Raw genomic sequence first — 12,423 nt, 5'->3', positions numbered from 1 at the left:
TTACATGCAGAATGAAGAAGGGTTTACCCTTTTAGAAATGTTATTAGTTATGGTCGTCATAACTGTATTATTACTATTAATTATTCCGAATGTAGTTACACAGCGTTCATCAGTCGAAGGAAAAGGATGTAAAGCCTATGTGAAATCTATAGAAGCTCAAATACAAGCATACCATTTACAACATAATAAAATTCCTTCGCTAAAAGAGCTAAGGGATGAAAAATATATTACAGCTGATGAGTGTCCGAATGGTGAATCCATTCATATTTCAAATGATGGCACAGTAACAACTGGGAAACTGTGAAACAAAAAGGTTTTACTCTTTTAGAAATGCTACTCGTTCTATTTGCAATTTCTGTACTAAGTATGGTCACGTATTTTAACGTACATTCATTACATGAAAAACAAAAAGTGGAACAATTTTTAAGACAGTTTTCAAACGATATTTTGTATATGCAACAATTAGCGATAAACCGTCAAAAACACTATACATTACGATGGTATAAAGATAGACATACGTATTATATAGGGGAGCTAAGTGAGAATCTTACTATCATTAAAAGAGAATATGATAGCGATATACAAATTGATTTGAATACTTTTCCAAATCCGATGACATATAATCCGAGTGGAAATATTAATAGAGGTGGCACTATTTTACTTTCGTATCGAAGTTATAAATATGAGATTGTATTTCAGCTTGGGAGAGGAAGATTTACGTATCGTGAAATGTCAAAAAGGGTCAGTGATGGCTGAGATGCTTGTAGCATTAAGTATAGTAATGATGACAGTATCTTTACTACTTCCGCAAACAGTATTGGTTATGCAAGAACGAAAAAACATACAAATTCGTTATAAAGCATTTGTATTATTAAAAAGGGAAGCAGCTTTATATATGTATGAGAATGGGGCGAAACGACCGCAAGAAAAAGTCGTAAACGGAAATGTATATTACACATATTGGGGAGGAAATGAAGTTTGTGCTATGTGGAAAGATGTGAAAGGAAGAATGATGGAACAATGCTTTTATGCAGGAGAAAAAATAAATTAGAAGTTGGGTTTACATTAATAGAAATGATCGTATGTTTTTTTCTGTTATCACTGTTCTTTTTACTCTTACCACGTTTGAATTTTATTGGAATAGAAAACAACCAATCAAAAGGATTAAATAATTGGGAATGGGATGTGTTTATAGGACAAGTACAGTTAGAGTTTCGTGAAGTATCTTTTGTAGAAAAAATAGTCCCTGAAAATAAAGATAATCTTTTACGCTTCCGTCTTCGCACTGGAGATGAAGTGACGTATGAAAAATTGAATAATCATCTTATAAGAAAAGTGAATAAGCGCGGAAGAGAAGTTATATTACAAAATGTTGAAATGGTTTCGTATGAAGTAACACCTCATTTGCTCTTTATAAATGTGAAAGATATGAGTGGGAAAATATATGAAGGTGTAGCTGTCAGATATAGCGAAATGGAAATAGATATATGAGAAAACAAGATGGATTTACGATGCCAGGAACAATCATTTTTCTTGTATTATTAACTTCGTTCTTTGTATACGAAACGAATATGTTGCTTATAGATAAAAATTTTTATATTGAAATAGAGCAAAAGTTTGTACTGGAAGAACTACTAAATCGATCAATTACAAATATAAAAAAAGACTTACAGCAAAAAGAAAAGGAAGATACTTTTTTCTTTCAATATGAAAAGGGCGAAGCAAGTGGGAATTACGTCTTTGAAAACGATGTTATACTCGTTTCGTTGCAGTGCAAAATAAAACAAGAAGTTTTCTACAAGGTTAGTTTTCGGTATAGAAAAAAGGATGAAAAAATATTCGATTGGATAGAAGGATAGAATGTAAAATATACGGATGAAAACCATAATTTCTTATTTTAAAATAGGTTATTTTTTTATAGCAAATGGATAAATATAACGAACGAAAGTTTAAATTTTCTCAAAAAAGAGAAAGGTGGAAAGAATATGATATATTCAAGCTATCCAAACATATTTTTTTAGGGAGAATAGGGAAATGACAAATAACAATCAAATAGGTGAAAATAAGGAACAAACTATTTTTGATCATAAAGGAAATGCAATTATGACGGAAGATAGGGAAATACACATTATTTCAAAATTCGAAGAACCTCTTATTGTCGTGTTAGGAAATGTATTAAGTGATGAAGAATGCGACGAATTGATTGAATTGTCTAAAAGTAAAATGGAACGTTCTAAAGTTGGTTCATCACGTGATGTAAATGATATTCGAACGAGTAGCGGTGCATTTTTGGAAGACAATGAGCTTACTGTAAAGATTGAAAAACGAATTTCATCTATCATGAATGTTCCTGTGTCGCATGGAGAAGGATTACACATTTTAAATTATGAAGTGGATCAACAATATAAAGCGCACTATGATTATTTTGCGGAACATAGTAGATCAGCTGCTAATAATCGTATTAGTACGCTTGTCATGTACTTAAATGATGTAGAAGAAGGCGGAGAAACGTTCTTTCCGAAATTAAATCTTTCTGTGCACCCTAGAAAGGGAATGGCAGTATACTTTGAGTATTTTTATCAAGACCAATCATTAAATGAGCTTACGTTACATGGAGGGGCACCTGTAACGAAAGGTGAGAAATGGATTGCAACACAGTGGGTGAGAAGAGGAGCTTATAAGTAAAAGCGTGTATATAACGTTTTGTTCTTCATTGTATAAGGAGAACAAAACGTTTTTTTATTAAATAATTAAATCTTTCGTTATAATAAAAAATAATAACGGATGATTGAGAGGAACGAACATGAAATCTATATACATAACTGGTTATATGGGAGCTGGGAAAACAACAATTGGAAAAGCGTTAAGTAAAGAACTTCATATGGATGTTGTCGATACAGACCAAAAAATTGAAGAGAATCAGGAGAAGGCAATTCGTGATATTTTTGCCGAAGAAGGCGAAATCGCTTTTCGGGAATATGAAAGTGAAATGTTACGTTCACTACCCAGTTGTAATGTAATTATTACAACTGGTGGTGGAATCATCGAGCGAGAGGAAAACCGAAAGTGGATGAAGGAAAATGGAACTGTCGTGTATTTATATTGTGATCCACATGTAATTGCAGAAAGACTCCGTGAAGATACGACGCGTCCACTATTTCAGAAGAAAGATATAGAGGCATTTGTGGCAAAATTTGAATCGCGCCGAGCTTATTATGAAGAGGCTCATATTCATATCGATACGACGAATAAGTCTGTAAAGCAAATTATGAATGAATTAAAAGAAAAGATTAATGAATAAAAAAGTGGACATACTAATCAAGTAGAGGTGATGATAATATGTCTACTAATGATTATGTTCGCTTTGTGACACAGCAGTTTGTGTCGTACATGGATGCTCCAAAAGAAGATCGTAAACAAAAGAAAGAACAACGCCGTGCTGAAAAAGAGCCATTTATGAATAAGTGGTTTGGTGTTATGCCGCTAAGTGCTGCTTTGTTTTATCGAAACGTAAAAGATAAAAGAAAAAAATCAAGTTAACGATTTCGTAATATGTGTAGCAAAATGAAAATCCCCTAGTAGTATGATGCTACTAGGGGATTTTCATTTACTGTACAGATTCTTTTTCTTCTGTCACTGCATGTATTTTATTGTTTACCCAAACAAATCCAATTCCGATACAAATGGAAATGCCCCACCCAACAGCGGTCATAATCGCTCTCATTTCACCATAGCCATCTACACCGAAAACAGAGATGAAATAAATTTTTAAGAAGCTTTTTAATATAAATTGTAGCCCGAAAAATAGCGTTAAATATTGTAGTGCTGGATAGATACGACTATCACGATACAGTTCACGACTTTTATCACGGTCATGGCCTTGCAATGCGGCAATATCTGCTGCGAAATATAACATAAGTGGTTTTTTTATAAAAATTGTACATATGACGATAATACCGAGTACGATGTGATAATACGCATCGTTCCACAACATTCGTTCAGCTGATCCAGATAATAGGTCTACTGTTGTATTAGAAATGAGTGTAATTAAAATAAAGAACCCTGTCACGTTAAACTGTTTTTCTTTTTTAAAGGTATACAGTGTATAAATAATCCCTGGAACAGAGGAAAGTAACATCGCGTAATAAGGATCGATATAAGGTTTTGCAAATTTCCAAATGAGGAATGGGATTACGAGATAAAAGACAAGATCTAATATAGCTTTTTTATTTTGATTCATATAAATCCTCCTTAAGTCATACATATATTTTATAATATAATTTCTGAAAATTGTATAAGGTTTAATGGGAAAAGAAAAAATATATTAATTTTTGAGGGATTAGTAGATTAAAAAAATTGCCCCTAGCGTAGTAAGTTTTTTTAGTATATAATAAAGGAAACGCTTTCATTTTTTGGTTTGTTCACAAAATGGACGGAAAATCACATATTTACTATCGATATGTTGCTTTATAATGAAACTAATTAAATATACATGCATACAATATTGTGAAATAAATAACATAAATAATCTATATAAATGTAAACGTTATCAAAATAGAGAGGTGGAGACAATGAGTAAATTTTTCTTCAATCATAATCCAGCAACAGTAGAGGATGGAAGGCTTGTTAAGTATGCTGAAATTATTTATGGAGAAGGTGGCCGTTCTGTATTAGAAAATTTAATGGTGAAGGCATCTATCAGATTGCGTGATCGTTATCCGAATAAATCTGACGAGCAGATCTCGAACCTAGTAAATAAAGGCATCCATGATATGTTTCAAAAATACGTGAGTGAGTAAGTAAGAGTAGCCAATGGCTGCTCTTATTTTTTTGTATAAGGATTGTATCTCTAGCTGAAAATAAGGATGTATTTTGAAAGATATAAAAAGGAGTGATAAAGATGAGCAATGGAATTGGTCGTTCAAAAGAAAATCTTCCAACTGATGCTAATCATGTGAGCGCAAAGGATCGTGCGCATCAAAAACGTATGGCAAAGCAAAAACAACAAGAGCGTAATGGCGATAGAGGATAACTCAAAAAAAGCTCCTTCTAAAACAGAAGGGGCTTTTTAAGAAAGAAAATGATTCGCAGTAACATAAAAGAGTCCGCCGTTAATAATTTGCACTGTAATGCGGGGTTCATATTGTTCTTGCAAGGCTTGCTTTTCAATTTCATAGCTTTCGGGAAGTTCATCACTCTCTTCATAAAAACGATTTAAAAGGTCTAAATCGTGATTCCAGCGCATTCTTGCTTCTTTCGCCCACGTATGGTCATCTTCTGCAATAATATTCTTTAAAGCATCCTCTATACGTTGTAAACCGCTTTGCGGTTTAATGATAGGCGAGAGCGTAAAACAAAAGTCAGGTATTTTCGGTGTAAGTTTAATTTTAGCTAATGTTTCATGAAAGTTTGCAATCATTGTGCCAGAAATGAGATGAATCCCAATGGAGTGAAGGATGTCTTTTTTTCGATCACATTGATAGGAAACCTTTATATTTACACCGAGCCAAGGATGGAGCGGTGTATGCGTTGCCCCGCTATGCCGTACTTCCTCATATAAACGTATGTAAGAGCCTAATTCTTTTGTCGTTTGGAAAATTTGATGAAGACGTGGTGAACCGTAGTGAATAAGCTCACCATCGTTTTCTTCACTTTCTGGATTTGTAAGAAGAGTAAGGCGCATCGGATTCGGTACGCCTCCTGTTTTCTCAAGATAGTGCCAATAAAAAGGACGGTTCATTAATAATTTATCCATCTCAATTGTTAACTGCACATCTAATAGATGAGGGGAGCGCTTTAAAATTTCGCAGTTATTCGCCTCAAAAAAATTGTATAAGTAATTATGAATTTCATGTTGCTGCATAGCCTTGCACCTCAGCTTCATTTCGTTTCGCGAAGTCGATAATAGATGTTAAGTTTTCCATCTTAATTCGGATTTCTCCTTCGCTTTTTGACTGCGCAAAGATTTCTTGAATATGCGCGTCGATGTTTTTCATATTAATTCTCGTTAAAATTTCATCAAGCTCGCCGATAACACGCTCAAATAAATTGATTTTTTCATATAACAGTTTCAAAATATGTTCTTCAACAGTATGTTTTGTAGCTAAGTTATAAATATGAACATCATTCTTTTGACCAAGACGGTGAATACGTCCGATTCTTTGTTCAAGACGCATTGGATTCCATGGCAAGTCATAATTGATCATATGGCTACAAAACTGTAAGTTAATCCCTTCGCCACCAGCTTCCGTTGCAATTAATACTTGTGCGTGGTTTTGGAAAAGCTCCTTCATCCAATCTTTCTTCCCGCGTTTAAACCCGCCGCGGAATGGAACGGAAGAAATACCGTGTTGTTGTAAAAACCATTGTAAATACATTTGTGAAGCTCTATATTCAGTGAAGATAATGACTTTATCGTCAATTTCTTTTATAAGCTCAAGAGCTTTATTCGCTTTTGAGTTGAAAGGAATATGATTAATTTTGTCCATTAGCACATCAATATGTGGGTCCTTTATGTAATGCTCATTTTCTTTCTGCCTTTTTTCCACATGTTTTTTTAATGAGTAGTAAACAGCTTCACGACTACTACACGCTTCCCGTTTTAAAGTTAACGATGAGAAAGCAGATGTGAAGGCATCTTGTCCTCGCCAATTTTCAATACCATTATACAAAGCTTGCTCTTCTTCATTAAACTCAACAAAAATTGTACGTACATGTCTCTTTGGCCAATCAATTCCGGTATTATGACGTCGATTTCGGACCATCACTTTGTTAATAAGAGCTTTTAAATCTTCATCAGATTTGGCGGAACGATTTTTTGAAGCGTAATATTCTTCAAAGTTGGATTGATTGCCTAAATGTCCTGGCTTTAATAAAGAAACGAGGTTGAAAATTTCATCAATCTTATTTTGAACAGGCGTAGCGGTTAATAATAAACAAAATTTCTTTTTTAATCGTTGTGCAAATTCATAGTTTTTTGTTTTATTATTTTTAAGTTTATGTGCTTCATCGATAATAATAAGGTCATATTCTAGGTTCAAAACGATATCGCGATGCGGTGAACGTTTTGCAGTATCAATTGATGATACAATCACATCGGCTTGTTCCCACGAGTAGCTTTTCTTTTGGGCTACAGCTGGAATAAAAAACTTTGTATTTAATTCGTATGCCCATTGTGATACGAGAGAGGCAGGGACGAGTATAAGTACTTTTTTCACAAGGCCGCGGACCATATATTCTTTTAAAATAAGCCCAGCTTCAATCGTTTTCCCAAGTCCCACTTCATCTGCTAGTATCGCTTTACCATTCATTTGTTCAATGACATTTTGAGCGACTTCTAATTGATGAGGAAGTGGTGTGAAATGAGATAAATGTTTCGGTGCTTGTAATCCATCGAAAGTAGGAACAAGTAACGATTTTTCTGTTTTATAAGCTAAATGATATAAATCCCAATTTGTCCAAGGACCATCTTCATTAATTCTATTTAAAAAATTGTTTTGCCACGTTCGATCTACGGAAATATCGACATTCATTACGACTCTCCCACCTTTTATAAACTAAAGTAATTATTAAAAAAATCTTTATTATATAAGCCTTGTAATAAGGCGCTATTACACATACTGAAAGTTAAAGAATAGGCAAAGATAAAGGGTTGAATTTTGAAAGTTGTATTTAATAAGATTAAGAATGAAAAATTCTAAATTATTTTTTATGCTAGAATATTGATGAAATATAGCGAATAATGTTAGGATAATGGTGTGAAATGTGTGGAATCTTTCGTATTTTATCCAAGAAAGTGATTTTTTATTTACGCTTTCATAAAAAAATATAATGAGATTCCGTATATCCTATCTTTTCAGAGTGAAAATGTTTAGATATGGCGAGCAACTTTTATTGATTTGTCAAAGCATAAGGGGGAGAGAGCATGATTACATTACAACGTACACCGTTATTTGATGTATACGCGAAGTATGGTGGAAAAACAATCGACTTCGGTGGTTGGGAATTACCAGTTCAATTTTCAAGCATTAAAGAAGAACATGAAGCTGTACGTACGGCTGCAGGTTTGTTCGATGTATCTCATATGGGAGAAGTTGAGGTAAAAGGTGTAGATAGTTTAGCATTTTTACAACGTGTTGTTACAAATGACGTTTCTACTTTAAAAGTAGGAGGCGCACAATATACAGCTATGTGCTACGAAAATGGTGGTACAGTAGATGATTTATTAATCTACAAACGTGGTGAAGAAGACTATTTATTAGTAATCAATGCATCAAATATCGAGAAAGATTACGAATGGTTAGCTAGCCATGTAATTGGCGATGCGACAGTAGTCAATGTTTCTAGTGAAGTTGCACAGCTTGCAATTCAAGGTCCAAAAGCAGAAGGCATTTTACAAAAAGTTGTGTCAGAAGATTTGAAAGAAATTAAGTTCTTTAAATTTAAAAACGATATTCTTGTAGATGGAATTCCAGCACTTGTATCTCGTACAGGTTACACAGGTGAAGATGGATTTGAAATTTACTGTAAGAGTGAAGATGCTGCAAAACTTTGGGAGAAACTTCTTGAAGTTGGAGCAGAAGAAGGCTTAAAAGCATGTGGTTTAGGTGCTCGTGATACACTTCGATTCGAAGCAACATTACCACTTTATGGTCAAGAATTATCAAAAGATATTACACCGATTGAAGCTGGCATTGGCTTTGCGGTAAAACCAAATAAAGAAGCAGACTTCTTTGGAAAAGAAACGTTAAAAGAGCAAAAAGAAAACGGTGCGCCTCGTAAGTTAGTCGGCATCGAAGTAATCGAGCGTGGAATTCCTCGTACACATTACCCTGTATTTATTGGAGAAGAAAAAATCGGGGAAGTAACGAGTGGTACACAATCTCCAACGTTAAAGAAAAGCATTGGTTTAGCACTAATTGATGTAAAATACGCAGCAGTTGATACAGAAGTAGAAATTGAAATTCGTAATAAACGCGTCAAAGCAGTAGTTGTTCCAACACCATTTTATAAACGTTCAAAGTAACGGGGAGAGGGGTAGATTTCATGTTGCATCGTTATCTTCCAATGACAGAAGAAGACAAAAAAGAAATGTTACAAACGATCGGCGTTCAAACGATCGATGAGTTATTCTCTGATATTCCAGAGAGTGTTCGTTTTAAAGGGGATTTAAAAATTAAAGAAGCAAAATCAGAGCCAGAGCTGCTAAAAGAGTTAACTCAAATGGCTAGTAAAAATGCTAACTTAAAAGAGTACGCTTCTTTCTTAGGAGCAGGCGTATATGATCATTACGCTCCAGTAATTGTAGATCACGTTATCTCTCGCTCAGAATTTTATACAGCTTACACGCCATACCAACCAGAAATTTCACAAGGGGAATTACAAGCAATCTTTGAATTCCAAACAATGATTTGTGAATTAACAGGAATGGATGTAGCAAACTCTTCTATGTACGATGGAGGTACAGCTTTAGCTGAAGCGGCAATGCTAGCAGCTGGCCATACTCGTAAAAAGAAAATTCTTGTATCTAGTGCAGTTCATCCAGAATCAAGAGCAGTACTTGAAACGTATGCAAAAGGTCAACATCTTGAAGTTGTTGAAATTAATCATAAAGATGGTGTAACAGATTTAGACGTATTACAAAGTGAAGTAGATGATACAGTTGCTTGTGTAATCGTTCAATATCCAAACTTCTTCGGACAAGTTGAAAAATTAGCTGATATTGAAAAAATCGTTCATCAACAAAAATCATTATTTATCGTTTCTTCAAATCCATTATCATTAGGCGCATTAACACCACCAGGAAAATTTGGTGCTGATATTGTAATCGGTGATGCACAACCATTTGGTATTCCAACGCAGTTTGGTGGACCACACTGTGGTTACTTTGCAACAACGAAAGCATTTATGCGTAAAATTCCAGGACGTCTTGTTGGACAAACTGTAGATTCAGATGGTAAACGTGGGTTTGTATTAACGTTACAAGCACGTGAACAGCATATTCGCCGTGACAAAGCGACGTCTAACATTTGTTCAAATCAAGCGTTAAATGCATTAGCAGCATCAGTTGCAATGACGGCACTTGGTAAACAAGGTGTGAAAGAAATGGCACGTCAAAATATTTCTAAAGCACAATATGCAAAACGTCAATTTGAAGCGCAAGGCTTCACAGTTACATTTGCTGGACCATTCTTCAATGAGTTTGTTGTAGATTGCAAGCGTCCAGTGAAAGAAGTAAACGATGCATTATTACAAAAGAATATTATCGGCGGTTACGATCTAGGCCGTGATTATAAAGAGCATGAAAACCATATGCTTGTAGCAGTAACTGAGCTTCGTACAAAAGAGGAAATTGACACACTTGTAAACGAAATGGGGGCTATCCAATGAAGAACCAAGACCAAGCACTTATCTTTGAAGTGAGTAAAGAAGGACGCATAGGATATAGCCTACCAAAATTAGATGTAGAAGAAGTGAAACTAGAGGATGTGTTTGAGAGCGATTATATTCGAGTAGAAGATGCTGAGCTACCAGAAGTATCTGAACTTGACATTATGCGCCACTATACAGCACTTTCAAACCGTAACCACGGTGTAGATTCTGGATTCTATCCACTTGGATCTTGTACGATGAAATATAATCCGAAAATTAATGAGAATGTAGCTCGTTTCGCAGGATTTGCAAATATTCATCCATTACAAGATGAAAAGACAGTACAAGGTGCAATGGAATTAATGTACGACTTACAAGAGCATTTAATTGAAATTACAGGTATGGATACTGTTACATTACAACCAGCAGCTGGTGCACACGGAGAATGGACAGGCTTAATGTTAATTCGTGCATACCATGAAGCAAATGGTGACTTTAACCGTACGAAAGTAATTGTTCCTGACTCTGCTCACGGCACGAATCCAGCATCTGCAACTGTAGCTGGTTTTGAAACAATTACAGTAAAATCAAATGAACATGGTCTTGTTGACTTAGAAGATTTAAAACGTGTTGTAAACGAAGAAACAGCAGCACTTATGTTAACAAATCCTAATACATTAGGTCTATTCGAAGAAAATATTTTAGAAATGGCAGAAATCGTCCATAACGCAGGCGGTAAATTATACTATGATGGTGCAAACTTAAATGCGGTATTAAGCCAGGCGCGCCCAGGAGATATGGGATTTGACGTTGTGCATTTAAACCTTCATAAAACATTTACAGGTCCTCACGGCGGCGGTGGCCCAGGTTCTGGTCCAGTAGGTGTGAAAGCAGATTTAATTCCGTACTTACCAAAACCAATTTTAGAGAAAACAGAAAATGGCTATCACTTTAACTATGATCGTCCAGAAGCAATTGGGCGCGTAAAACCATTCTATGGTAACTTCGGAATTAACGTTCGTGCATACACATACATTCGTTCTATGGGTCCAGATGGACTACGTGCAGTAACGGAGTATGCGGTATTAAATGCGAACTATATGATGAGAAGATTAGCACCATTCTATGATCTTCCGTTCGATAGACATTGTAAGCATGAGTTTGTATTATCAGGTCGTCGTCAAAAGAAACTTGGTGTACGTACATTAGATATCGCAAAACGCCTGCTTGATTTCGGTTACCATCCACCAACAATTTACTTCCCATTAAATGTGGAAGAATGTATTATGATTGAGCCGACAGAAACAGAATCAAAAGAAACATTAGACGGTTTTATTGATAAGATGATTCAAATTGCTAAAGAAGTAGAAGAAAATCCAGAAGTTGTACAAGAAGCGCCACATACAACGGTAATTAAACGTTTGGATGAAACATTGGCTGCTCGTAAACCAGTTTTACGTTATGAAAAGTTAGCTCCTGTACAAGTTTGATTAGCATAACAAAGGAAGAACTCGCTATATGCGGGTTCTTTTTTTTGTATGGAGAATTTGTGCAGAATTAGTGAAGAAAATGTTAAAAGTTTATATTTTTTGTTTCATAATGGTGTAAAGAAGCAGTTTTATAGGTGATTTTGTTGAAAAAGTCAGTTTGATAAAAGTATTTATTTTTGTTAGAATTTTATTGAAATTAAGAAGATGTAATGAGATAGGAATGACTCATTTTTATGTATATGTGAAAAAACGAGCAAGCTGGGGGTGAAAATGTGGGATATCGGTGTTATAGAATGATATACCATTTAGAAAACGGAAAAACGATTAAAGATGTAAAAGAATTTTGTTATCGAGATCAAGGAAAAGTACTAGAAAGAGTAGCACATCGTGTAATGGATAATAGAGAAGTGACGGCAATTGATAAGCAAGGAACAATCATTTCAATAGCATGTGAGGACATTGTAAAGGTGGAACTTGATTACATAACAGAAAGTTAACCTTGAGTCATATCGAATTATTCGATACAATATACTGTTGAATGGTGACGAGAGAAGAGAGGAGT

General features: G+C 34.8%; 17 protein-coding genes and 1 pseudogene. 14 read left to right on the top strand and 4 right to left on the bottom strand.

What is annotated here, in order from left to right:
• Nucleotides 1-4 precede the first annotated feature (4 nt).
• From comGC to ILS93_RS08970, 8 genes are all read left to right on the top strand, one after another.
• A complete protein-coding gene (gene comGC, locus ILS93_RS09005; protein WP_001178693.1) occupies nucleotides 5-304 on the top strand; it encodes a competence type IV pilus major pilin ComGC in 300 nt (99 codons plus the stop codon).
• Nucleotides 301-756, top strand: a complete 456-nt coding sequence (comGD, locus tag ILS93_RS09000; RefSeq protein ID WP_000810391.1) for a comG operon protein ComGD — start codon at nucleotides 301-303, stop codon at nucleotides 754-756. Before comGC ends, comGD begins: the two co-directional genes overlap by 4 nt.
• Nucleotides 749-1,051 carry a hypothetical protein gene (locus tag ILS93_RS08995; RefSeq protein ID WP_000829519.1) on the top strand — a complete coding sequence of 101 codons (303 nt, stop codon included), beginning with the start codon at nucleotides 749-751 and terminating at the stop codon, nucleotides 1,049-1,051. The genes comGD and ILS93_RS08995 overlap by 8 nt, the downstream gene beginning before the upstream one ends.
• Nucleotides 1,021-1,491, top strand: a complete 471-nt coding sequence (comGF, locus tag ILS93_RS08990; protein WP_222660555.1) for a competence type IV pilus minor pilin ComGF — start codon at nucleotides 1,021-1,023, stop codon at nucleotides 1,489-1,491. The genes ILS93_RS08995 and comGF overlap by 31 nt, the downstream gene beginning before the upstream one ends.
• Nucleotides 1,488-1,859 (top strand): competence type IV pilus minor pilin ComGG, encoded by a 372-nt coding sequence (comGG, locus tag ILS93_RS08985; protein ID WP_222660346.1) that lies wholly within the window; start codon nucleotides 1,488-1,490, stop codon nucleotides 1,857-1,859. Before comGF ends, comGG begins: the two co-directional genes overlap by 4 nt.
• Nucleotides 1,860-2,034: 175 nt before the next feature.
• A complete protein-coding gene (locus tag ILS93_RS08980; protein WP_088048115.1) occupies nucleotides 2,035-2,685 on the top strand; it encodes a 2OG-Fe(II) oxygenase in 651 nt (216 codons plus the stop codon).
• Nucleotides 2,686-2,803: 118 nt separating this feature from the next.
• Nucleotides 2,804-3,301 carry a shikimate kinase gene (locus ILS93_RS08975; protein ID WP_000836644.1) on the top strand — a complete coding sequence of 166 codons (498 nt, stop codon included), beginning with the start codon at nucleotides 2,804-2,806 and terminating at the stop codon, nucleotides 3,299-3,301.
• Between the two features lie 38 nt (nucleotides 3,302-3,339).
• Nucleotides 3,340-3,540 (top strand): YqzE family protein, encoded by a 201-nt coding sequence (locus ILS93_RS08970; RefSeq protein WP_000106080.1) that lies wholly within the window; start codon nucleotides 3,340-3,342, stop codon nucleotides 3,538-3,540.
• Between the two features lie 67 nt (nucleotides 3,541-3,607).
• Here ILS93_RS08970 and ILS93_RS08965 read toward each other — a convergent pair whose 3' ends face one another.
• Both ILS93_RS08965 and ILS93_RS08960 read right to left on the bottom strand, forming a co-directional pair.
• A complete protein-coding gene (locus tag ILS93_RS08965; protein WP_001073110.1) occupies nucleotides 3,608-4,240 on the bottom strand; it encodes a VC0807 family protein in 633 nt (210 codons plus the stop codon).
• Nucleotides 4,241-4,380: 140 nt separating this feature from the next.
• Nucleotides 4,381-4,498, bottom strand: a pseudogene (locus ILS93_RS08960) (GTP pyrophosphokinase).
• A gap of 73 nt (nucleotides 4,499-4,571) precedes the next feature.
• On the opposite strand from ILS93_RS08960, the gene ILS93_RS08955 reads away from it, so the two are divergent.
• Nucleotides 4,572-4,799 carry a hypothetical protein gene (locus ILS93_RS08955; protein ID WP_000032702.1) on the top strand — a complete coding sequence of 76 codons (228 nt, stop codon included), beginning with the start codon at nucleotides 4,572-4,574 and terminating at the stop codon, nucleotides 4,797-4,799.
• A 101-nt stretch (nucleotides 4,800-4,900) separates the two neighbouring features.
• On the top strand, nucleotides 4,901-5,032 hold the full coding sequence (locus tag ILS93_RS28675) for a hypothetical protein (protein ID WP_000064661.1): 132 nt from the start codon (nucleotides 4,901-4,903) through the stop codon (nucleotides 5,030-5,032).
• A 36-nt stretch (nucleotides 5,033-5,068) separates the two neighbouring features.
• On the opposite strand, the gene ILS93_RS08950 is transcribed toward ILS93_RS28675, so the two are convergent.
• A complete protein-coding gene (locus tag ILS93_RS08950; RefSeq protein ID WP_222660344.1) occupies nucleotides 5,069-5,863 on the bottom strand; it encodes a YqhG family protein in 795 nt (264 codons plus the stop codon).
• Nucleotides 5,850-7,532: a DEAD/DEAH box helicase gene (locus ILS93_RS08945; RefSeq protein ID WP_088048116.1), complete on the bottom strand. Its 1,683-nt coding sequence runs from the start codon at nucleotides 7,530-7,532 to the stop codon at nucleotides 5,850-5,852. The genes ILS93_RS08950 and ILS93_RS08945 overlap by 14 nt, the downstream gene beginning before the upstream one ends.
• Before the next feature lie 392 nt (nucleotides 7,533-7,924).
• On the opposite strand from ILS93_RS08945, the gene gcvT reads away from it, so the two are divergent.
• From gcvT to ILS93_RS08925, 4 genes are all read left to right on the top strand, one after another.
• Nucleotides 7,925-9,025 (top strand): glycine cleavage system aminomethyltransferase GcvT, encoded by a 1,101-nt coding sequence (gene gcvT / locus ILS93_RS08940; RefSeq protein WP_000631766.1) that lies wholly within the window; start codon nucleotides 7,925-7,927, stop codon nucleotides 9,023-9,025.
• A 20-nt stretch (nucleotides 9,026-9,045) separates the two neighbouring features.
• Nucleotides 9,046-10,389, top strand: a complete 1,344-nt coding sequence (gene gcvPA, locus ILS93_RS08935; protein WP_000903245.1) for an aminomethyl-transferring glycine dehydrogenase subunit 1 — start codon at nucleotides 9,046-9,048, stop codon at nucleotides 10,387-10,389.
• Nucleotides 10,386-11,861 (top strand): aminomethyl-transferring glycine dehydrogenase subunit 2, encoded by a 1,476-nt coding sequence (gene gcvPB / locus ILS93_RS08930; RefSeq protein WP_000795689.1) that lies wholly within the window; start codon nucleotides 10,386-10,388, stop codon nucleotides 11,859-11,861. Before gcvPA ends, gcvPB begins: the two co-directional genes overlap by 4 nt.
• A gap of 293 nt (nucleotides 11,862-12,154) precedes the next feature.
• Nucleotides 12,155-12,358 carry a DUF3929 family protein gene (locus ILS93_RS08925; protein ID WP_000639160.1) on the top strand — a complete coding sequence of 68 codons (204 nt, stop codon included), beginning with the start codon at nucleotides 12,155-12,157 and terminating at the stop codon, nucleotides 12,356-12,358.
• Nucleotides 12,359-12,423 lie beyond the last annotated feature (65 nt).

It is taken from the genome of Bacillus sp. 16GRE42 (genome assembly GCF_019837435.1).
In the GTDB taxonomy this organism is placed as follows: domain Bacteria; phylum Bacillota; class Bacilli; order Bacillales; family Bacillaceae_G; genus Bacillus_A; species Bacillus_A wiedmannii.
Note: the sequence above shows the minus strand (reverse complement) of the source record. Positions and strands in the feature narration are given on the sequence as shown.

Excerpts from the sequence above, each read along its gene's own strand:
- ILS93_RS08970 (WP_000106080.1), top strand. The coding sequence starts at position 3,340 with ATGTCTACTAATGATTATGTTCGCTTTGTGACACAGCAGTTTGTGTCG.
- comGC (WP_001178693.1), top strand. The coding sequence starts at position 5 with ATGCAGAATGAAGAAGGGTTTACCCTTTTAGAAATGTTATTAGTTATG.
- ILS93_RS08975 (WP_000836644.1), top strand. The coding sequence starts at position 2,804 with ATGAAATCTATATACATAACTGGTTATATGGGAGCTGGGAAAACAACA.
- comGF (WP_222660555.1), top strand. The coding sequence starts at position 1,021 with ATGCTTTTATGCAGGAGAAAAAATAAATTAGAAGTTGGGTTTACATTA.
- ILS93_RS08980 (WP_088048115.1), top strand. The coding sequence starts at position 2,035 with ATGACAAATAACAATCAAATAGGTGAAAATAAGGAACAAACTATTTTT.
- ILS93_RS08950 (WP_222660344.1), bottom strand. The coding sequence starts at position 5,863 with ATGCAGCAACATGAAATTCATAATTACTTATACAATTTTTTTGAGGCG.
- comGG (WP_222660346.1), top strand. The coding sequence starts at position 1,488 with ATGAGAAAACAAGATGGATTTACGATGCCAGGAACAATCATTTTTCTT.
- ILS93_RS08955 (WP_000032702.1), top strand. The coding sequence starts at position 4,572 with ATGAGTAAATTTTTCTTCAATCATAATCCAGCAACAGTAGAGGATGGA.
- ILS93_RS28675 (WP_000064661.1), top strand. The coding sequence starts at position 4,901 with ATGAGCAATGGAATTGGTCGTTCAAAAGAAAATCTTCCAACTGATGCT.
- ILS93_RS08925 (WP_000639160.1), top strand. The coding sequence starts at position 12,155 with ATGATATACCATTTAGAAAACGGAAAAACGATTAAAGATGTAAAAGAA.
- ILS93_RS08945 (WP_088048116.1), bottom strand. The coding sequence starts at position 7,532 with ATGAATGTCGATATTTCCGTAGATCGAACGTGGCAAAACAATTTTTTA.
- ILS93_RS08995 (WP_000829519.1), top strand. The coding sequence starts at position 749 with ATGGCTGAGATGCTTGTAGCATTAAGTATAGTAATGATGACAGTATCT.
- ILS93_RS08965 (WP_001073110.1), bottom strand. The coding sequence starts at position 4,240 with ATGAATCAAAATAAAAAAGCTATATTAGATCTTGTCTTTTATCTCGTA.
- gcvT (WP_000631766.1), top strand. The coding sequence starts at position 7,925 with ATGATTACATTACAACGTACACCGTTATTTGATGTATACGCGAAGTAT.
- gcvPB (WP_000795689.1), top strand. The coding sequence starts at position 10,386 with ATGAAGAACCAAGACCAAGCACTTATCTTTGAAGTGAGTAAAGAAGGA.
- gcvPA (WP_000903245.1), top strand. The coding sequence starts at position 9,046 with ATGTTGCATCGTTATCTTCCAATGACAGAAGAAGACAAAAAAGAAATG.